The organism is Aeromicrobium sp. 9AM, from assembly GCF_902506105.1.
Classification (GTDB): Bacteria; Actinomycetota; Actinomycetes; order Propionibacteriales; family Nocardioidaceae; genus Aeromicrobium.
In genome coordinates this window covers 799,120-818,329 of record NZ_LR733303.1, presented here as the reverse complement: position 1 = coordinate 818,329, position 19,210 = coordinate 799,120, and the positions used below count along the sequence as shown (strand labels likewise).

Here is a 19,210-nt window from a genome sequence, read left to right as displayed (position 1 = left end):
GTCAGATGACGAAACCCGGTGAGATGAAGTCCCGGCGCAATCAAGGTGGTTTCGAGGCTTCGGCCGCGGGCGGCCTCCGCGCCTCAACCACCGGGACTCACACCACCAGGTTCAGGCCCAGCACGACGACGAGGCCCGTCACCGACAGGATCGTCTCCATGATCGACCAGCTCTTGATCGTCTGGACGACCGACAGCCCGAAGAACTCCTTGACCAGCCAGAAGCCGGCGTCGTTGACGTGCGAGAAGAACACCGACCCCGCACCGATCGCCAGCACGAGCAGCGACACCTCGGTACTGCCGAGGTCCTGGGCGATCGGCGACATGATGCCGGCGGCGGTGATCGTCGCCACCGTTGCGGAACCCGTCGCCACACGGATCAGCACCGCGACGAGCCACGCCAGCAGGAGGACCGAGACACCGCTGTCCTCGACGAAGTCGGCGACCACCTCGGCGATGCCGGTGTCGATCAGGGTCTGCTTGAACCCGCCGCCGGCGCCGACGATCAGGAGGATGCCGGCGATCGGGGGCAACGACTTGTTGAGGACGTCGCTGATGTCGTCCTTGTCCATCCCCGACGCCCGGCCGAGAGTGAAGATCGCGACGATCACCGAGATCAGCAGGGCGACGAACGGCTCACCGATGAAGTCGAGGACCTTGCGTGGTCCGGTCCCCTCGTCGAGGGCGATGTCGGAGTACGCCTTGCCCATCATCAGCACGACCGGCAGCAGCACCGTGGCCAGCGTGATCCCGAAGCTGGGCCGGACCTCGCGCTTCTCGGTGGTCGCGTCGTAGAGGTCGCCCGCCGGCACCGGCACCCAACGCTCGGCGAACCGGGCGAACAGCGGACCCGCGACGACGATCGTGGGGATCGCGACCAGGATGCCGAGGGCCAACGTACGTCCGAGGTCGGCGTCGACGGCCTGGATGGCCGCCAGCGGCCCGGGGTGCGGAGGTACGAACCCGTGCATCGCGGAGAGTCCGGCGAGCGCCGGAATGCCGAGCGCGATGATCGACCGCTCGGCGCGCTTGGCGACGAGGAAGATGACCGGCATCAGCAGGACCAACCCGATCTCGAAGAACATCGGCAGCCCGATGATGGCGCCGATCGCGGCCATCGACCACGGCAGCATGCGTTGGCTGGACCTCCCGACGATCGTGTCGACGATCTGGTCCGCACCGCCGGAGTCCGCGAGCAGCTTGCCGAACATCGCGCCCAGGGCGATCAGGATGCCGACACCCTTGACCGTGTCGCCGACGCCGGTGCTGAAGCTGCCCACGACGTCGAGCATGTTGCGACCGGCGATCGCGCCGACCGTGAGCGAGCCGAGGATCAGGGCGAGGAACGGGTGCAGCTTGAAGAACGTGATCAGCACGACAAGCACCGCGACACCGACGAGTGCCGCGGTGATGAGCTGGCCCGTGCCGGCCACGGCCTTGACCGGCTCGGGCGGCGCCGCGGCGATGAGCGTACTGGTGATCATGCGGTGTCCTCCTGGTCGAGGCCGGCGCGGGCGGCGAAGGCGTCCACGATCTCGGCGGGTGACGGGGTGATGTCGAAGGCCCAGCCGTTCTCGTCGTCCTGCAGCGGCTCGAGCGTCTTCTCCTGCGACTCCAGCAGCGAGGCGGGCATGAAGTGGTCGCGGTGCTCCATGCGCGACTTGATCAGGTCGTGGTCGCCGGTGAGGTGCAGGAAGTACGTACGTGGGGCGGCGTCGACGAGGACGTCACGGTAGGCGCGCTTGAGCGCCGAGCAGCTGATGACCCCGCCATCGGCGTCGTGCTCGTGCAGCCACACCCCGATGTCGGCCAGCCAGGGCCAGCGGTCCTCGTCGGTCAACGGTGTGCCGGCCGACATCTTGGCGATGTTGGCCTCGGAGTGGAAGTCGTCGCCGTCCGCGTAGTCGAGCGAGAACCGGTCAGCGAGCTCGTGCCCCACGGCAGACTTGCCGACACCCGAGATGCCCATGACCACGACGAGCGGTGGTTTCCCCATGCCCCCAACGTATGGCCGCCGGGGCCTGGGCGCACCCGCGGGAGATGTCCGACCTTCGGCGGGCCGGCGCTAGACCTCCGGCCGATGCGTGCCGGGCGATGAGATCCATACGCTCTGGCCATGCAGCCACCATCGACCCGCTGGGCACCTGTCCTCGCCCTGATGGTGATCGCCCCGTGGATGGCGGAGATGTCCTGGGGCGGCATCCCGTTCACCGAGATGCTCTGGGTCGTGCTGTTCCTGGGACCGATGTACGGCGGAGCGGCCGTGCTGATCCGCGAGGTCGCGCGCCGATCCGGCCGGGGCTGGCCGACGATCCTGCTCCTCGCCGCTGCGTTCGGGGCCTTCCAGGCCGGCGTCGTCGACCAGTCCCTGTTCAACCCTGACTACGCCCGCTACGACTTCCAGCACCCGGTCCACATCGACGGTGTCGACGTGAGCCTCTACTACCTGGTCGCATTCGTGACCGGACACGTCGTCGTCAGCATCTCGGTGCCCATCGTGATCGCCGAGGCGTGGTCCCGCCGGTCGGCTGGGCCCTGGCTCGGTCGTCGCGGCCTCTGGATCGTGGGCGTGCTGTACGTCCTGGCGACGATCGTCAACCACTTCGGCGTCAAGGACGAGGATGGGCACGGCTTCCAGGCGGCACCGCACCAGGTCGTCGTAGCGTTGGGCGTGGTCGCGCTGCTGGTCGCAGTCGCGCTGTCGTGGCAGCGGCGACCCACCACGCATCTCGCCGTCCCGCCGATCTGGCTGCTGGCTGGCCTCGGGTTCATCGCCTTCCTGTTCTACCTGCCGGCCGAGAACGGCGCGTCGCTCCTCGTTGCGGCGGCCGTGATCACCGCGGTCGTGCTGGGCGTTGGCAGGTGGTCACGCAGCAGCCGGTGGACGGCGGCCCATGCGTTCTGGCTCGCCATGGGGCCGGCACTCAACGGCGTCGTCGTGCCGTTCGTCGCCGCACCCTACGACGACGAGGTCAGTGCCCGCGCCGAGCTGCTGGCCGACTCGGTCGCCGCCGCCACGTGCCTGCTCATCGTCGCCCTCACGACATACCGCCGCTTGAGGACCAGAGCGATGCATCCTGCCTAGAGCAGGTCCTTGAGCTCCTTGGGCAGCTCGAACTCGTCGTTGCCACCAGCCGGGAAGCCGAACGCGCTCGCGCCGTCCTTCTTGGTGGCGCCTGCGGCCTCGGCAGCGCGCTTGGCGGGGTTGCCCGACACGCGCTTGCCCTTCTTCTTCTGCTGCGGCTTCTGCTTCGCACCCGCGCGCTTGCCGGCACCGGGGAGCCCCGGCATGCCGGGCATACCGGGCATGCCGCCGCCGCCCTTGGCCATCTGCTGCATCATCTTGCGGGCATCGAAGAACCGGTCGACGAGCTGGTTGACGTCCTTGACCTCGGTGCCGGAACCCTTGGAGATGCGGCTGCGACGGGAGCCGTCGATCATCTTGGGGTTGTTGCGCTCGGCCGGCGTCATCGAGCGGATGATCGCCTTGATCTTGTCGACCTCGCGCTCGTCGAAGTTGGCGAGCTGCTCCTTCATGGCGCCCATGCCCGGCAGCATCCCGACGAGCTTGGACATCGAGCCCATCTTGGAGATGGCCTCCATCTGCGCGAGGAAGTCATCGAGCGTGAACGAGCCGCCCATGAGCTTCTCGGCGGCCTTCTCGGCCTCCTGGGTGTCGATGACCTTCTCGGCCTGCTCGATCAGGGTGAGCATGTCGCCCATGTCGAGGATGCGCGACGCCATGCGGTCGGGGTGGAACGCGTCGAAGTCGGTGAGCTTCTCACCGGTCGACGCGAACATGATGGGCCGGCCGGTGATCGAGCGTACGGAGAGCGCCGCGCCACCACGGGCATCGCCGTCGAGCTTGGTCAGCACGACGCCGGTGAAGTCGACGCCCTCGAGGAACGCCTCGGCGGTGACCACGGCGTCCTGGCCGATCATCGCGTCGATGACGAACAGCACCTCGTCGGGATCGACCGCGGCACGGATGTCGGCGGCCTGCTGCATCAGCTCTTCGTCGATGCCGAGGCGGCCGGCGGTGTCGACGATGACGACGTCGTGGAGGGTGCGGCGGGCCTCGGCGAGGCCGTCGGTCGCAACCTTGACCGGGTCACCGATGCCGTTGCCGGGCTCGGGGGCGAAGACCTTGACGCCGGCCTGCTCACCGACGACCTGGAGCTGGTTGACGGCGTTGGGCCGCTGGAGGTCGGCCGCGATGAGCATCGGCGACTTGCCCTGGCCCTTGAGCCAGAGGCCGAGCTTGCCCGCAAGGGTCGTCTTGCCGGCACCCTGGAGGCCGGCGAGCATGATGACGGTCGGCGGGTTCTTGGCGTAGCGGATGCGTCGCGTCTCGCCGCCGAGGATCGTGACGAGCTCGTCGTTGACGATCTTGATGACCTGCTGGGCGGGGTTGAGCGCCTGGCTCACCTCGGCGCCGCGGGCCCGCTCCTTGACGTTGGCGATGAAGTCGCGGACCACCGGCACGGCGACATCCGCGTCGAGCAGCGCGACGCGGATCTCGCGCGCGACGGCGTCGATGTCAGCTTCGGAGAGTCGACCCTTGCCGCGCAGGTTCTTGAACGCTGACTGCAGGCGGTCTTGCAGGGTGTCGAACATACGTCGGTCGTCATCCTCGAATGGAGAGAAAGGGGTTCGGTCAACTCTAACCGAGACCCCGTGGCCCCTCCCCCTCGTGGGCGGTGACTTAGCGCCCACCGAGGCGCCGCACGTGGGCCCTGAGCCACCGCTGCTGGACGCAAGTGGGCCCTCACTCACCGCCCCAGGGTCAGGTGAGGGCCGTCGCGAGGCCGTCGCGCAGGGTCGTCGCGGTGGCATCGTCGAGGGGGTGGCCCTCGCCGTCGACGACGTAGAACACGTCGCGGACCTCGTCGCCGTACGTCGACATGTGTGCCGAGCGGATCGAGAGGCCGAGCGAGGCGATCTGGTCACAGACGGTCCACACCAGCCCTCGGCGGTCCTGCGCGCGCACCTCCACGAGCGTCGCGGTCTCCGAGAGCCGGTCGAGCAGGCGCACGCGCGCGTCGGGTGCGTCGTGGATCGACGAGAGCTCGAGGCGACCTGCCAGGTCGAGCTCTCCTGCCATCGCGGGGCGCAACCGATCGGTCAGCCGCGCCGGGTCGATGTCGGACCGCGACACCTCCCAGAGCGACACCGCAGCGCCGCCGAGCGTGACGGTGCGCGCCGACCGGATCGCCAGCCCCGCAAGCGCTAAGCCACCGGCGAGGTCGGCCATGACGCCCTGCCGGTCGGCGGTGACGATCGTCAGCAGCGAACCACCCTGGTGACCCTCGACCGTGAGCGCGAAGTCGGCCGGTCCCATGGCCCCGTGCTCGGGGATCGGCACGTCGGCGGGCCAGCCCTCGTAGTCGCCGGCGGTCGGCGTCGTGATGGTCTCGTCGAGCACCTCACGCACCTTCTCGACGAGCCCGTCGGTCAGGCCCTGCCGCCACGGCGACCATGCGGCCGGGCTGGTGGCCTGCGCGTCGGACGCGGTGAGGGCGGCCAGCAGATCGAGGAAGTCCTCGGTCTCCACGATCTCGGCGACATTGGCTGCCGTCGACGGGTCCTCGATGTCACGACGCGTGGCGATCGTCGGCAGCAGGAGGTGCCAGCGCACGAGCTTGCCGACGACGGCAGCGTCCTCGTCGCTGAAGCCCCAGCGTTGCGCGATGCGTACGGCCATCGGCTCGCCGGCCTCGGAGTGGTCGCCCTCGACGCCCTTGCCGATGTCGTGCAGCAGGGCAGCGACGGCGAGCAGGTCGGGGCGGGCCACGTCGCGCTTGACCTTGGCGGCGTACACGCAGGTCTCGAGGCTGTGCCGGTCGACGGTGAACCGGTGCACCGGCGACGAGGACCCACGCAGGCGTATCGCGACCCATTCGGGCAGCAGCAGGTCGATGACGCCGGCGAAGTCGAGCTCGTCCCACACGCGTACGAGGCCTCGGCCCGAGCTGAGCAGGTCGACCATGAGCCGGGACGACGACGGCGACCACGGATCGGGCAGCTCGCCCATCGACTGAGCGAGGCGCACGGCCGAGCCCGGACCCAGCGGGAGGCCTGCGCGCGCGGCCGCCGCAGCGGCGCGCAGGGCAACCTCGGGATCCGTCGTCGGATCGGCCTTCCCGGTCACGATGACCTCGCCGTCGAGGACGCCGACGCCCTCGGCCAGCGGTGTCACGGCCGGCCCGGTCGGGGTGATGCTGCGCTTGGCCGGCGGTGCCAGGGCGGCGTCGATCTTGTGCCACGACAGCGACGCGAGGTGGGCGATGCGGCGGCCGAGCTGACGCGTGTGCAGGTCGAGCTCCTCCGCGCCCATGCCGAGGAAGCGCGCGACGTCCGGGATGACCTCGGCGTCGAGTCGCTCGACCCGGCGACCGACCGTCTGGTGCAGCGCGTCGCGTACGTCGAGCAGGTCGGATCGCAACGCCTCGGACTCCCCGTGGGGCACGTCGATCAGCCAGGTAGCGACCAGCGCACGCAGGATCACGCTGTCGCGCAGCCCTCCCCCGGACTCCTTGAGGTCGGGCACGGCAGCGTGGGCGAGCCAGCCGGAACGCTCGATGCGGGAGTTGCGTGCGTCGCGCACCTCCTCGACCCGCGTACGCGCGTCGCGGCGCCAGTCGGCGAGCACCTGGGAGCGCAACGTCAGGACGAGTCCCGAGTCGCCGGCCACCGTACGTGCGTCGAGCATGCCCATCGCGGCGCGATGATCCGTCGCGGCAGCGGCGCGCATCTGGACCGTGTCACGCACGGAGTGGTCGAGGGCGACCCCGTCGTTCCAGAGCGGATACCAGATCGCCTCGGCGACCTCGCGGACGACGGACTCGTCGACGGACGGATCGTGGAGCAGCACGACGTCGAGGTCACTGAACGGGGAGAGCTCGGAGCGGCCGTAGCCGCCGACCGCGACCAGCGCCATGCCCGGCCCTTCGCGCGGGTCTGTGCCGTCCGCCGGCACCGCCGCGGCGAACAGCTGCCGCAGCCGGCGATCGGCCTCGAGCGCCCGGTCGCTCCGCTGCTGCGCGAGGGCGGCCTTGTCGAACTCGTGGGTCACGGTGGTGATCGTACGCAGGGGCCCGCGTGACGCAGGCGCCGGACACACAGCACAGAGCCGCCGCAGCACCCGGTCAGGTGCTGCGGCGGCTCCGTTGATGGTCGTTCAGCCCTAGAGAGCTGCCTCGTCCGTCTCGCCCGTGCGAACGCGCACGACCGAGTCGACCGGGATGACCCAGACCTTGCCGTCACCGATCTTGCCGGTCTGCGCCGAACCGGTGATCGTGCTGACCACGCTCTCGACGTCGGCGTCGTCGACGACGACCTCGAGGCGGATCTTGGGGACCAGCGAGACGTCGTACTCAGCACCGCGGTAGACCTCGGTGTGTCCCTTCTGCTGGCCATAGCCGCTCGCCTCGGTCACCGTCATGCCGGCGACGCCCGCAGCAGCGAGGGCCTCGCGGACCTCTTCCCACTTGTGCGGCTTGATGACCGCTGTAACCAGCTTCATGTTCAGACTCCCGTCTTCAGAGCGGACCCGCCGATGATTCCGGCTTCGTCGTACGCGGTCTCCAGGTGCTCGACCTGGTCGATGCCGAGAACCTCATCCTCTTCGCTGATGCGGAACCCGATCGTCACGTCGATCAACTTACCGATGATGAACGTGAGGACGAACGAATAGGCGAGGACGACGAACGCGGCGACCGCCTGCTTGCCGAACTGCTCGAAGTGACCGCCGTAGAAGATGCTGCCGATGCCGCCCGTGTTGCCCTTCGTCGCGAAGAAGCCGATCAGGAGCGTGCCGACGATGCCGCCGACCAGGTGGACACCGACGACATCGAGCGAGTCGTCGTAGCCGAACTTGTACTTCAGTCCGACAGCCAGCGCACAGAGGATGCCGGCGATGACGCCGATCGCGATCGAGCCGAGCGGCGAGACCGTGCCACAGGCGGGGGTGATCGCGACGAGCCCGGCCACGGCACCTGAGGCGCCACCGAGGCTCGTGGCCTTCTTGTCACGGACGACCTCGACGAGCAGCCAGCCGACCATGGCCGCAGCCGTGGCGACCGCGGTGTTGACGAATGCCAGGCCGGCGAGACCGTTGGCGCCCACGGCGGATCCGGCGTTGAAGCCGAACCAGCCGAACCACAGCAGACCGGCACCGAGCAGGACGAACGGCAGGTTGTGCGGACGCATCGGGTCGCGCTTCCAGCCGACGCGCTTGCCGAGCACCAGCGCGAGGGCGAGTCCGGCGGCACCAGCGTTGATGTGGACCGCCGTACCACCGGCGAAGTCGAACGCCTTGAGCTTGGTCGCGATCCAGCCACCGTTCTCGCCGAAGTCGAAGACCCAGTGCGCGACCGGGAAGTAGACGACCGTCATCCAGATCACGATGAACAGCGCCCAGGCGCCGAACTTGGCGCGGTCGGCGATCGCACCGCTGATCAGCGCGACCGTGATGATCGCGAACATCAGCTGGAAGGCCACGAAGACGTACTCGGGGATCGTGCCGTAGGCCGTGCCCACGCTGACGTGGTCGAGGCCGAGCCGCTTGAAGCCACCGAGGAACTGGTTGCCGTCAGGGCTGAACGAGAGGGAGTAGCCGTAGAGGACCCACAGCACCGGCACGATTGCCAGGGCGAGGAAGCTCATCATCATCATGTTGAGCACGGTCTTGGAGCGGACCATGCCGCCGTAGAAGAACGCCAGTCCTGGCGTCATGAGCAGGACCAGGGCCGAGCTGGCCAGAATCCACGCGGTATCGCCGGTATCCATGAAACCTCCGAAAGAAGTGTGTGCAGCAGCAGGACGAGGGACGAACTGCTGCCGAACAGACTGGCGTCGGAGGGTTTCGGTATTCGCCCACCCATGTTGCATCCGGATCACGAATGCGGGCGCTGTGTAAACACCGTGTTACGTCGAGCGTGAGCCCCCGATCGGAGGCGTGTGAGATCTTTCGGTCAGGACAGCAGCGCGTCGACGAACTCTTCGGCGTCGAACGGGGCCAGGTCGTCCGCGCCCTCGCCGAGGCCGACGAACTTGACCGGCACGCCGAGCTCGCGCTGCACCGCGATGACGATGCCGCCCTTGGCGGTGCCGTCGAGCTTGGTCAGCACGATGCCCGTGACGTCGACGACCTCGCCGAACACCCGCGCCTGCGTCAGGCCGTTCTGGCCCGTCGTGGCGTCGATGACGAGCAGCACCTCGGTCACGGGAGCCTGCTTCTCGATGACGCGCTTGACCTTGCCGAGCTCGTCCATCAGCCCGGCCTTGGTGTGCAAACGACCGGCCGTGTCGACCAGCACGACGTCGGTGCCGTCGGCGATGCCACGCTGAACGGTCTCGAAGCCGACGCTCGCCGGGTCGCCACCCTCGGGGCCGCGGACGGTCGGGACGCCGACGCGCTCCCCCCACGTCTGCAGCTGGTCGGCGGCGGCAGCGCGGAACGTGTCGGCGGCACCGAGCACGACGGTCTTCTCCTCTGCGACGAGGACGCGCGCCAGCCGGCCAACGGTCGTGGTCTTGCCGGTGCCGTTGACGCCGACGACCAGCACGACGCCGGGCTTGCCGTCAGCGCCGGTCGAGTCGAGCGTTCGGTCGTACGAGGGGTCGATCAGTGCCACGAGCTCTTCGCGAAGCGCGGCCTTGGCGGCCGCGGGGTCGTCGATGCCCTCGACGCGTACGCGAGTCTTCAGGTTGGCGACGAGCTCGTCCGTGGCAGTGACGCCGACATCGGCAGCGAGCAGCGTGTCCTCGACCTCCTCCCACGCATCGTCGTCGAGCGTCGAACGGCTGAGCACCACCAGCAGCCCCTTGCCGAGGGTGCCCTGCGATCGGGCGAGCCGGGCGCGAAGACGTACGAGACGACCTTGAGGCGCCTCCGGCCGCTCGATCGTGTCGACGGCGGCAGCGGGCTCCTCGTCCTCGAGGTGCGGCTCGGGGTGCTCCGGATGGTCGATGACCTCCTCGGTGACCCGATCGAGCTCCGACGGAGGCGGGAGCTCCTTGCGACCGCGGCCCATCACGAGGCTGATGCCGACGCCCATCAGGACGATGACGGCGAGGATGATCAGGAGCAGCACAGGCAGGGTCACGCAACGATCCTATGCAGAAGCGCCGCGGTTGCCATCAGGGCGCGGCGAGGACTCAGAGGAACTCGTTGGGGTCGAACTCATCGATCGGGATGATGCGGATGCGTGGCAGCCGGTCGTTGAACGCCTTGACGTCGTACTCCAGGTCGTGGAATTCCAACCCCCGCTCGAACAGGGGCACGAAGCCGGCGTTGCGGAACTCGCGGAACGCGAGCAGGGCCGTACGCCGATCGGTCCCGACCAGCGGCTCGAGCTCCTCGATGAAGTCGCCGTCGTTGCTCGCCAGCATGACGTCGGCGTCACGGTGCGACAGCTCGGCGAGGGTGCGCTGGATCGCGATGTCGACGACCTTGTCGTCAGCGTCGCCCGACAACGCGATCGGGCGGAAGCCGATCGCGGTCAGCGCCTGCACGAACGGCATCGGCAGCTCACCGTTGGCGGCGAGGAAGAACAGGCCCGTCGCCGGCTGGCCCCACGTGTCCTCGGCGAACTGCAGGAGCCGGTCCCATCGCGGGCGCTCGTGCGGGTTGGGCCGGCGGCCGAGGATCGACTGCCCCAGGGTCGCGTCGATGTTCTCGCCGTCGACGAGGACGTACGTGGTCCGGTCGCTCATGCTCGGACCCTACGCCTCGAGAACCCTCATGCAGTGACCAGCGGGGTGACTGCTGCGCGGATCGCGTCGGGCACCGGCGTGACCTTGCGCGTGATCGCATCGACGTAGACGTGGACGAAGCGACCGATCGCGGCCGGCTCGTCAGAGCTCCCCTGGAACAGGCCGATGCGGTAGACGATGCTCGACGTGCCCAGCCGGGTGACGGCGAGCCCGGCCTGCACGTCGCCCGGGAAGCCGAGCTCGCGCAGGAACTCGCACTGCGTCTCGGCGACCAGGCCGACGGCGTCGAGCGTACGGATGTCGGTGCCGGTCGCCTCGATCAGGAAGCCATTGACCGCGGTGTCGAAGAACGAGTAGTAGACGACGTTGTTGACGTGACCGTAGACGTCCTCGTCCTCCCACCGCGTCGTGATCGTGCGCAGGACCGTGAAGTCCGAACGCAGCCGCGGACCCTCTTCGGTCAAGAGGCCGTTTCTTCCTCGCGCAGGCGCTGGCTGATGACCGCCGAGACCCCGTCACCGCGCATTGAGACGCCGTAGAGCGCGTCGGCGACCTCCATCGTGCGCTTCTGGTGCGTGATGACGACGAGCTGGGAGTTGGCCCGCAGCTCTTCGTAGAGCTCGAGGAGACGACCGAGGTTGGCGTCGTCGAGCGCCGCCTCGACCTCATCGAGGATGTAGAACGGGCTGGGCCGCGCCTTGAACAGCGCCACGAGGAACGCGACCGCGACCAGGGACCGCTCGCCACCGGACAGCAGTGACAGGCGCTTGACCTTCTTGCCCGCCGGGCGGGCCTCGACGTCGATGCCGGTCGTCAGCATGTTCTGCGGGTCGGTGAGGATCAGCGCGCCCTCGCCGCCGGGGAACAGCCGGCTGAAGACGTGCTGGAACGCGCTCTCGACGTCGTACCAGGCCTCGGTGAAGACCTGCTCGACCTTGGCGTCGACCTCCTCGACGATCTCGAGCAGGTCCTGACGGGTCTTGCGCAGGTCGTCGAGCTGCTCGGAGAGGAACTGGTGCCGCTCCTCGAGGGCAGTGAACTCCTCGAGCGCGAGCGGGTTGACCTTGCCGAGCATGGCCATCGACCGTTCGGCGTTGCGCAGGCGCTTGACCTGCGCCTCGCGCTCGTAGGGCACCGCCTCGGCCGGCAGGGAGTCGTCCTCGCCCTCGACCGTGATGGGTGGCACGAGCTGGTCGGGGCCGTAGTCGGCGACGAGAGTCTCGACCTCGAGGCCGAGCTCCTCGAGCGCGCGCCCTTCGAGACCTTCGAGGCGCAGCCGCATCTCGGCGCGCGCCATCTCGTCCTTGTGCACCGAGTCGGTCAGGCCGTCGAGCTCGGCGATCTGCTCGCGCAGCTGAACGCGTACGCCTCGCAGTGTCTCCTCACGCCCCGTGCGGGATGCCTCGATCTCGGTGCGCAGCGTCGACGCCTGCGCGATCGACTGCTCGAGACGGGCCAGCACCAGGTCGCTGGCATAGATCACGGCCTTGGCGGTCTCGGCCTCGCGGAGCTGGCGCTCACGCCGCTCCTTGGCCTTGATGCGTGCCTCGCGCTCGGCCTCGGCGGCCTCGAACAGCGCCGTGACCTGGCCCTCGAGCGCGCGGGCCCGCTCCTCGTTGGTACGCAGCGCGAGTCGTGCATCGGTCTCGGCGCGGCGGGCGCCCGACGCCTTGTCGGCCAGCTCCTCGAGCAGGGCCGTGTCGGGCTCCTCCTCGGGCGCGGCCTCAGCCTGAGCCAGCCGATCCTCGAGCTCGGCGAGCCCGGACAGGTCGCCGGCCTGTGACTCCTCGGCCTTGGTGATCGCGGCAGCGAGGCGGTCCGCCTCGCCTCGTGCGGCTCGCGCGGTGGCTCCGAGGTGACCGAGGTTCTCGGCGACTGCGGCCATCGTGGCGTCCGACTCGTGCAGCCGGCCGAGAGCCGCGTCGACCCGCTCCTGGGCGGCAGCGCGCTTGGTGTCGGCGGCCTCGTGCTCGAAACGCAGCCGCTCGAGCGTGTGCTGTGCGCGCGTCAGGTCCTCGTCGGCCTGCGAGATCGCAGCCTTGACCTCGATCAGGCTCTGCTTGGAGGTCGAGCCACCGGCCGCGAAGTGCGCGCCCAGGACGTCGCCGTCATGCGTCACGGCCGTGACGTCGGGTGCGTGGCGGATCAGGTCCTGCGACTGCTCGAGGCTGTCGACGACCGCGACCTTGAACAGCAGCCGACGCAGCGCGCCCTGCAGCGAGGCAGGCCCGTCGACCACGTCGATCGCGTACGTCGCGTAGTCGGGCAGTCCCGGCCACGTGGAGTCGTCGACCTCGCCGCCACCCAGAAGCATGCCGGCCCGGCCGAGGTCCTCGGACTTGAGCTTCTCCATCGCCGACACCGCGGTGTCGAGGTGGTCGACGGCGACCGCATCGGCAGCCGAGCCGAGCGCAGAGGCGATCGCGGTCTCGAACCCGGCGCGTACGGTCAGGAGTGCGGCGACCGAGCCCAGCAGACCGCTGATCTCGTCGGTCGCGGCCAGCAAAGCACCGGCGCCGTCCTTGCGGGCCAGGCCCAGCTCGAGCGCCTCCTTGCGGGCGGCGAACGCAGCCTGCTGGCGCTCGGCCTCCTGCGACTGCGCCGTCAGAGAGGCGAGGTGCTCGGTGATCTCGGCGAGCCCGTCCTCGGCCGCCTCGAGCTCCTCGTCGAGCCCCGACTCCCCGGCGTTGAGGCCGGCGATCTGGTTCTCGAGGTTGGTGAACTCGCGGTGCGCCTCGACGGCGCGGTTCTCGGCCTCGTCGCGAGCAGCGGTGAGCCGGCCGATCTCCTCGCCCGCGGCGGTGGCCCGGCTCTTGAGCGCGTTGACCTGGCCGTGGAGCCTCGCGAGGCCCTCACGCTGGTCTGCGGCGGCCCGCAGCAGGCCTGCAACCCGGCGCTCCTCGGCCGTGTAGGCCACCTCGGCCTCGTTGCGCTCGGCGATGACGGCCTCGAGCGACTCGGTCGCCTGCTGCACACCGGCGCTGAGCTGCTCGAGCTGCTCCTGGGCACGACGGGCGTCGGCCTCCAGCTCCTCGGGCTCGCGGCCGACGCGGCGGTCCTCGGCCTCGACGGCGGCCAGGCGTACGCGCTCGTTGGCCAGCCCCGCGGTGCCCCGGATGCGCTCGCGCAGGCCCGAGAGGCTGTACCAGGTCTCCTGCGCGGCGGACAGCCGTGGCGAGTCCTCGCGCAGCTGGTCCTCGAGCTCGGTCTCCTGCTCGCGGGCTGCGGCGATCGTCTGCTCGACGGCCTGGCGGCGCTCCTTGAGCGCGGTCTCGTCGGCGAGCTCCTCGGCGATGACGGTTCGGGCGCTCACGATGTCGTCGGCCAGGATGCGAGCCCTCGCGTCACGGACCTCCGCCTGGATCACCGCGGCGCGGCGGGCCACCTCGGCCTGCCGGCCCAGCGGCTTGAGCTGGCGACGCAGCTCGGTGAGCACGTCGTTGAGCCGGGTCAGGTTGCCCTGGGTGGCGTCGAGCTTGCGGAGCGCCTTCTCCTTGCGCTTGCGGTGCTTGAGGACGCCTGCGGCCTCCTCGATGAAGCCACGGCGCTCCTCGGGGGTCGCCCGCAGCACGCTGTCGAGCTGGCCCTGGCCGACGATGACGTGCATCTCGCGGCCGATGCCGGAGTCGCTCAGCAGCTCCTGGACGTCGAGGAGACGGCAGGTGTTGCCGTTGATGGCGTACTCGGACCCGCCGTTGCGGAACATCGTCCGCGAGATCGTGACCTCGGTGTACTCGATCGGGAGCGCGCCGTCGGTGTTGTCGATCGTGAGGACGACCTCAGCGCGACCCAGCGGCGGACGGCCGGACGTACCGGCGAAGATGACGTCCTCCATCTTGCCGCCGCGCAGCGACTTGGCGCCCTGCTCGCCCATGACCCACGACAAGGCGTCGACGACGTTGGACTTGCCGGAGCCGTTGGGACCGACGACGCACGTGATGCCGGGCTCGAGCTGAAGGGTCGTCGAGGACGCAAAGGACTTGAACCCACGCAACGTGAGGCTCTTGAGGTACAACGCTGACTCCTACGACGGCAACTGATTGAGGTCAGCGTAGACCGCTGGGACTTCAGTGAGCGGCAGGCTCCATCAAGTCGCCGGCGGTGACGTTGTCGACGCGCTCACGGATTGTCCGGAGCAAGCCGTCGTTCTCGACCTTGAGGCGCATGATCTCGGCCTCGAGGTCGGCGATGCGACGGTGGAGTGCGGCGGTTTCGCGCAGCTGATCGGAGGTCGGGCCTCCGATGTAGCCGATGAGTGCTTTGGCCATGAAGAATCTCCGCGGAATGGAACTGAGGGGAAGGGGCAGATGAGGCTGATCTGCGTCTGCCAGTCTCCCACCGCAGCCGATTCGGGTCAACTTCCAGACAGGCTGCTCGCTCGTCAGAGCGTGAAGATCTCGTCCCCCACGCGTACCGCGCCGGTGACGTCCGAGTGAACGCTGTCGGGTGCCGTGTCCATCACGACGACGGGCACGATCGGCGACCGTCCGCCGGCCTCGATCGCCACCGGGTCCCAACGGACGATCGAGGTGCCGGCCGTCACCTCGTCACCCTCTGCGACGAGCAGCTCGAACCCCTCGCCCTCGAGCTGCACCGTGTCGATGCCGAGGTGCACCAGCAAGCCCTTGCCGGCGGCGGTGAGCAGCACGAACGCGTGCGGGTGGAGCTTGAGCAGCTTGCCGTCCGCAGGCGCCACGACGGTCGACTCGGCGCGCTCGGGGTCGATCGCGATGCCCGAGCCCACGATCTGCTGGGCGAACACCGGATCAGGCACGTCCGCGAGCGCGACGACCGTGCCCGCGACGGGGGCGACCACCACGGTGGTCAATCGAGGTCCTCGATGTCGCTCGCCAGCGTGTCGGCGACCGGACCGACGACGACCTGCACGACGTTGCCAGAGATCACCACGCCGTACGCGCCGGCAGCCTTGAGCGCGGCCTGGTCGACGAGCGACGCGTCCTCGACCTCGGTGCGCAGCCGCGTGATGCACGGCTCGATCTCGACGATGTTGTCGCGGCCACCAAGTCCCGCGACGATCTCTTCAGCTGTGACCATGGGATTCCTCCTAGAACGTCCCGGAGGCCACGGTGGCTCCCGGTCCTTCGTGCATCGTGTCATCGGCCGACCAGACCCGGACACCGCCGAGCCAGGTCGTGCGGGCGCGCAGGTCATCGCCCAGCAGCACGAGGTCGGCCCGAGCGCCCGGCTCGATCCGGCCGAGGTCGGTCAACCCCAGGGCGTCGGCGGGCGTACGTGTTGCCGCGCGGATCGCCTCGACCAGGTCGATGCCGAAGCTCGTGGCGTGACCGAGATCGGCGTCGAGGGTCTCGGCAGCTCCGGCGATCGTGCCGTCAGCACGGAAGGCGGGCTGGCCGGCGGTCACCTCGAGCTGGTCGCCGCCCAGCTCGTAGACACCGGGGGGCATGCCCAGCGCGGCCACGGCGTCCGTCACGAGCATGATCCGGCCGGGCGCCGCCGCGAAGGCCAGGCGTACGGCCGTCGGTTCGACATGATGCCCGTCCACGATCATCCCGACAGTCAGCCGCGGGTCGGTGAGCGCTGCGCCCACGACACCGGGCGCCCGGTGATGGAACGGGCTCTGCGCGTTGTAGAGGTGCGTGACGAGCGTGGCTCCGGCGTCGGCAGCGAGACGGACCTGGTCGTCGGTGGCGTCGCTGTGCCCGACGGCGACCCGGATGCCCGCGGCGACGAACGCCCTGATCGCCTCGAGCGCACCCTCGCGCTCGGGCGCCAGCGTCACGTACGAGATCGCGTCGCTCAGCTCGATCAGCGGCGCGATGTGTTCGGGTGTCGGATCGACAAGCAGCGCCTCGCGGTGGGCACCGCGTCGCCTCGGTGAGAGGAACGGACCCTCGACGTGGGCAGGCAGGAGCCGCGTCGCCGATCCGGCCGTGTTGCTGGCCCGGCGAGCTGCGCCGTAGCGGCTGACCTGCTCGACGAGCTGCTCCACCGTCGCGGTGATGAAGGTCGGCACCATGGCCGTGACGCCGGTCGACAGCATGCGCTCGGCAACCGTGCGGACCTCGTCGGCGTCCGCGTCGGCGAAGTCGATCGAGAACGCACCGTTGATCTGCGCGTCGACGAGACCCGGTGCCAGCACGCCATCGGCGAGGGCGACATCGGGCGTACGAGGTGGTGCTCCGCGCCCGGCGTCGCTGATCCGGTCTCCGGCGACCTCGAGCCAGCCCTGACCCGACTCGTCGTCAGGCAGCCCCACGAGTCGCCGGGCCTCCACGAGTGTTGTCACCGTCTGGGCCTCGATTCGTGTGCGTAGGGGTTGACATGCCGGGCGATTCGCGTCCATCCTCACTGGTACGTACCGGATCGTACCAGCGGTTCGGGCACCCGTCGAGAGGAGCTGATCGTGCTGAACGACAGCCTGCTGCCGAAGCACGCGCAGCTTCGCGCCGCCCTGCTGAAGACGATCGACGAGGAGCTCCAGCCCGGCGCGATGATCCCGTCCGAGCGCGACCTGACGACGCGCTACGACGTCAGCCGGGCGACGGTCCGCGCCGCGATCAGCAGCCTCGTCAACGAAGGGCGACTGACGACGGTGCCGGGCCGCGGGACCGTCGTCACCCGGCCGCGTGTCGAGAGCAACCTGCACCTCGCATCGTTCACGCAGGACATGCGACAGCGCGGCCACCGGCCCAGCACCGAGGTGCTCTCGTGTGCCGTCGTCGCGGCCGGCGAGGCGACCGCCAAGGTGCTCGGCCGGAGTCCCGGCGACCAGCTCTGGGAGATCGAGCGCCTGCGCCTGGCCGACGACGAGCCGATGGCGCACGAGATCAGCTGGTACCCACACGACCTGTTCCCGGCGCTCGGCGACGAGGACCTGAGCGGCTCGATCTACGCGGTCCTCGAGGCGACGTACGGCCTCGTGATCACCGACGCCCAGCAGACCGCGTGGGCCGAGCAGGCCGGCCATACGTACGCCCACCTGCTCGAGGTCGCCGAGACCGCGCCCGTCATGGTCTTCGACCGCGTCGCGTCGTCGACGAACGGTCCCGTCGAACAGACGATCAGCCGCTATCGCGGCGATCGCTACCAGTTGTCGATGAGCCTCCAACGAGGCCCGTCCGCACGTTGAGTCCGCAGCACCACCAACACCGAGGGGAAATCAAGATGACCAGCACGACAGCGGGAAGGCGAGGCTTCAACCTCGCGCCCCTACAGAAGTTCGGTCGCAGCCTCATGCTGCCGATCGCCGCCCTGCCAGCAGCGGCCTTGTTGCTCCGCCTCGGACAACCGGACCTGCTCGGTGCTGACGGCTGGGGCTGGGTCAAGGTCGCCGCCGTGATGGGCGCAGCCGGCAACGCACTCTTCGCCAACCTGCCGCTGCTCTTCGCGGTCGGCGTGGCGATCGGCCTGGCGAAGAAGGCCGACGGCTCCACCGCACTCGCAGCCGTCGTCGGCTACCTCGTGTTCAAGGGCGTCGGCGACGCGATGTCGCCGTTCGTCCTGGACCCGCCGGCCAAGGGCGGCACCCAGGAGCTGGTCAACTACGGCGTCCTGGGCGGCATCGTCATGGGCATCACCGCAGGTCTGTTGTGGCAGCGCTACTACCGGATCAAGCTGCCCGACTACCTGGCGTTCTTCGGAGGGCGGCGTTTCGTCCCCATGATCACGGCGCTCGCGGCGATCATCATCTCGGTCCTGTTCAGCCTGATCTACCCGGCGTTCAACGAAGGCCTCAAGAACGTCTCCGACTGGGTTGCCGACAACGACGTCATCGGTGGCTTCGTCTACGGCACGCTCAACCGGCTGCTGATCCCGTTGGGCCTGCACCACATCCTCAACTCCGGACCGTGGTTCCTGTTCGGCGAGTACAAGACCGGCGGGGTCACGTACGCCGGCGACATCCAGCGGTTCCTCCACGGCGACCCGGAGGCCGGATCGTTCATGACCGGCTTCTTCCCGATCATGATGTTCGCCCTGCCGGCCGCCGCCCTGGCGATCTGGCAGGAGGCCAAGCCCGCGCAGAAGAAGGCCGTCGGCGGCATCATGATCGGCGCCGCGCTGACCAGCTTCCTGACCGGCGTGACCGAGCCGCTCGAGTTCTCGTTCATGTTCGTCGCCTGGCCGCTGTACGTCATTCACGCCGTGCTGACCGGCACGTCGATCGCCCTGACCAACGCGCTGGACATCCACGACGGGTTCGGATTCTCCGCAGGCCTGTTCGACTTCCTGCTCAACTGGAACATCGCGACCAAACCGGGTCTCTTGATACTGATCGGCCTCGGATACGCCGCGATCTACTACTTCTTGTTCCGGTTCGTGATCCGCAAGTGGAACCTGCGGACACCAGGCCGCGACGAGGACGGGGACAACTCGTCGATGGAGGGTCTCATCGACCAGCCGATGGACACCCCGGCAACCGCGACGAGCGCGGCCTCGCCGGACCCGACTCCACCACCAGCGACAACCTGATCGACCGGAGCGCCCGCCGTGCACACGTACGGCGGGCGCTC

Annotated in this window: 17 protein-coding genes; 3 read left to right on the top strand and 14 right to left on the bottom strand. The window is 69.2% G+C overall.

Features of this window, described 5'->3' with window-relative positions; translation table 11 throughout:
- Positions 1-97: 97 nt before the first annotated feature.
- Together BOSE46_RS04065 and BOSE46_RS04060 are read right to left on the bottom strand one after the other, a co-directional pair.
- Entirely contained in the window at positions 98-1,483 is a 1,386-nt protein-coding gene (locus BOSE46_RS04065) for a gluconate:H+ symporter (protein WP_159538500.1), read from the bottom strand.
- Positions 1,480-1,995: a gluconokinase gene (locus BOSE46_RS04060; protein ID WP_159538498.1), complete on the bottom strand. Its 516-nt coding sequence runs from the start codon at positions 1,993-1,995 to the stop codon at positions 1,480-1,482. Before BOSE46_RS04060 ends, BOSE46_RS04065 begins: the two co-directional genes overlap by 4 nt.
- 120 nt (positions 1,996-2,115) lie before the next feature.
- Between BOSE46_RS04060 and BOSE46_RS04055 the strand changes: the two genes are divergently transcribed.
- Complete coding sequence (locus BOSE46_RS04055; protein WP_159538496.1) at positions 2,116-3,084, top strand: hypothetical protein; 969 nt, start codon at positions 2,116-2,118, stop codon at positions 3,082-3,084.
- On the opposite strand, the gene ffh is transcribed toward BOSE46_RS04055, so the two are convergent.
- The 12 genes from ffh to nagA all read right to left on the bottom strand — a co-directional run bounded on the left by ffh (position 3,081) and on the right by nagA (position 16,986).
- Positions 3,081-4,616, bottom strand: a complete 1,536-nt coding sequence (ffh, locus tag BOSE46_RS04050; RefSeq protein ID WP_159538494.1) for a signal recognition particle protein — start codon at positions 4,614-4,616, stop codon at positions 3,081-3,083. The genes BOSE46_RS04055 and ffh overlap by 4 nt on opposite strands.
- 169 nt (positions 4,617-4,785) lie before the next feature.
- Positions 4,786-7,074, bottom strand: coding sequence for a [protein-PII] uridylyltransferase (locus tag BOSE46_RS04045; protein ID WP_159538492.1), 2,289 nt, complete (start codon positions 7,072-7,074; stop codon positions 4,786-4,788).
- A gap of 111 nt (positions 7,075-7,185) precedes the next feature.
- A complete protein-coding gene (locus BOSE46_RS04040) occupies positions 7,186-7,524 on the bottom strand; it encodes a P-II family nitrogen regulator (RefSeq protein WP_056397808.1) in 339 nt (112 codons plus the stop codon).
- A 2-nt stretch (positions 7,525-7,526) separates the two neighbouring features.
- Entirely contained in the window at positions 7,527-8,789 is a 1,263-nt protein-coding gene (locus BOSE46_RS04035) for an ammonium transporter (RefSeq protein WP_159538490.1), read from the bottom strand.
- Between the two features lie 185 nt (positions 8,790-8,974).
- Positions 8,975-10,060: a signal recognition particle-docking protein FtsY gene (gene ftsY / locus BOSE46_RS04030; RefSeq protein WP_159539366.1), complete on the bottom strand. Its 1,086-nt coding sequence runs from the start codon at positions 10,058-10,060 to the stop codon at positions 8,975-8,977.
- Between the two features lie 100 nt (positions 10,061-10,160).
- Complete coding sequence (locus BOSE46_RS04025; RefSeq protein WP_159538488.1) at positions 10,161-10,718, bottom strand: NYN domain-containing protein; 558 nt, start codon at positions 10,716-10,718, stop codon at positions 10,161-10,163.
- A 26-nt stretch (positions 10,719-10,744) separates the two neighbouring features.
- On the bottom strand, positions 10,745-11,182 hold the full coding sequence (locus tag BOSE46_RS04020) for a thioesterase family protein (RefSeq protein ID WP_159538486.1): 438 nt from the start codon (positions 11,180-11,182) through the stop codon (positions 10,745-10,747).
- Positions 11,179-14,733 (bottom strand): chromosome segregation protein SMC, encoded by a 3,555-nt coding sequence (gene smc / locus BOSE46_RS04015; protein ID WP_159538484.1) that lies wholly within the window; start codon positions 14,731-14,733, stop codon positions 11,179-11,181. Before smc ends, BOSE46_RS04020 begins: the two co-directional genes overlap by 4 nt.
- Before the next feature lie 52 nt (positions 14,734-14,785).
- A complete protein-coding gene (locus BOSE46_RS04010; protein WP_056207586.1) occupies positions 14,786-14,986 on the bottom strand; it encodes a hypothetical protein in 201 nt (66 codons plus the stop codon).
- 113 nt (positions 14,987-15,099) lie between these two features.
- A complete protein-coding gene (locus tag BOSE46_RS04005; protein WP_159538482.1) occupies positions 15,100-15,546 on the bottom strand; it encodes a PTS glucose transporter subunit IIA in 447 nt (148 codons plus the stop codon).
- Positions 15,543-15,773, bottom strand: a complete 231-nt coding sequence (locus BOSE46_RS04000; RefSeq protein ID WP_159538480.1) for a glucose PTS transporter subunit EIIB — start codon at positions 15,771-15,773, stop codon at positions 15,543-15,545. Before BOSE46_RS04000 ends, BOSE46_RS04005 begins: the two co-directional genes overlap by 4 nt.
- A 10-nt stretch (positions 15,774-15,783) precedes the next feature.
- A complete protein-coding gene (nagA, locus tag BOSE46_RS03995; protein WP_159538478.1) occupies positions 15,784-16,986 on the bottom strand; it encodes an N-acetylglucosamine-6-phosphate deacetylase in 1,203 nt (400 codons plus the stop codon).
- Between the two features lie 117 nt (positions 16,987-17,103).
- Between nagA and BOSE46_RS03990 the strand changes: the two genes are divergently transcribed.
- The gene (locus BOSE46_RS03990; protein ID WP_201299515.1) at positions 17,104-17,829 is read left to right on the top strand and encodes a GntR family transcriptional regulator; all 726 of its coding nucleotides are present in this window, start codon (positions 17,104-17,106) and stop codon (positions 17,827-17,829) included.
- A gap of 35 nt (positions 17,830-17,864) precedes the next feature.
- Positions 17,865-19,169 (top strand): PTS transporter subunit EIIC, encoded by a 1,305-nt coding sequence (locus BOSE46_RS03985; protein ID WP_159538476.1) that lies wholly within the window; start codon positions 17,865-17,867, stop codon positions 19,167-19,169.
- The last annotated feature ends 41 nt before the right edge of the window (positions 19,170-19,210 follow it).

What these genes read in the sequence shown, in the direction of transcription:
- BOSE46_RS04060 (WP_159538498.1), bottom strand. Translation starts at nt 1,995, where the DNA reads ATGGGGAAACCACCGCTCGTCGTGGTCATGGGCATCTCGGGTGTCGGC.
- BOSE46_RS04035 (WP_159538490.1), bottom strand. Translation starts at nt 8,789, where the DNA reads ATGGATACCGGCGATACCGCGTGGATTCTGGCCAGCTCGGCCCTGGTC.
- BOSE46_RS03985 (WP_159538476.1), top strand. Translation starts at nt 17,865, where the DNA reads ATGACCAGCACGACAGCGGGAAGGCGAGGCTTCAACCTCGCGCCCCTA.
- BOSE46_RS04055 (WP_159538496.1), top strand. Translation starts at nt 2,116, where the DNA reads ATGCAGCCACCATCGACCCGCTGGGCACCTGTCCTCGCCCTGATGGTG.
- ffh (WP_159538494.1), bottom strand. Translation starts at nt 4,616, where the DNA reads ATGTTCGACACCCTGCAAGACCGCCTGCAGTCAGCGTTCAAGAACCTG.
- BOSE46_RS04025 (WP_159538488.1), bottom strand. Translation starts at nt 10,718, where the DNA reads ATGAGCGACCGGACCACGTACGTCCTCGTCGACGGCGAGAACATCGAC.
- BOSE46_RS04010 (WP_056207586.1), bottom strand. Translation starts at nt 14,986, where the DNA reads ATGGCCAAAGCACTCATCGGCTACATCGGAGGCCCGACCTCCGATCAG.
- BOSE46_RS04040 (WP_056397808.1), bottom strand. Translation starts at nt 7,524, where the DNA reads ATGAAGCTGGTTACAGCGGTCATCAAGCCGCACAAGTGGGAAGAGGTC.
- BOSE46_RS04065 (WP_159538500.1), bottom strand. Translation starts at nt 1,483, where the DNA reads ATGATCACCAGTACGCTCATCGCCGCGGCGCCGCCCGAGCCGGTCAAG.
- ftsY (WP_159539366.1), bottom strand. Translation starts at nt 10,060, where the DNA reads ATGGGCGTCGGCATCAGCCTCGTGATGGGCCGCGGTCGCAAGGAGCTC.
- BOSE46_RS04000 (WP_159538480.1), bottom strand. Translation starts at nt 15,773, where the DNA reads ATGGTCACAGCTGAAGAGATCGTCGCGGGACTTGGTGGCCGCGACAAC.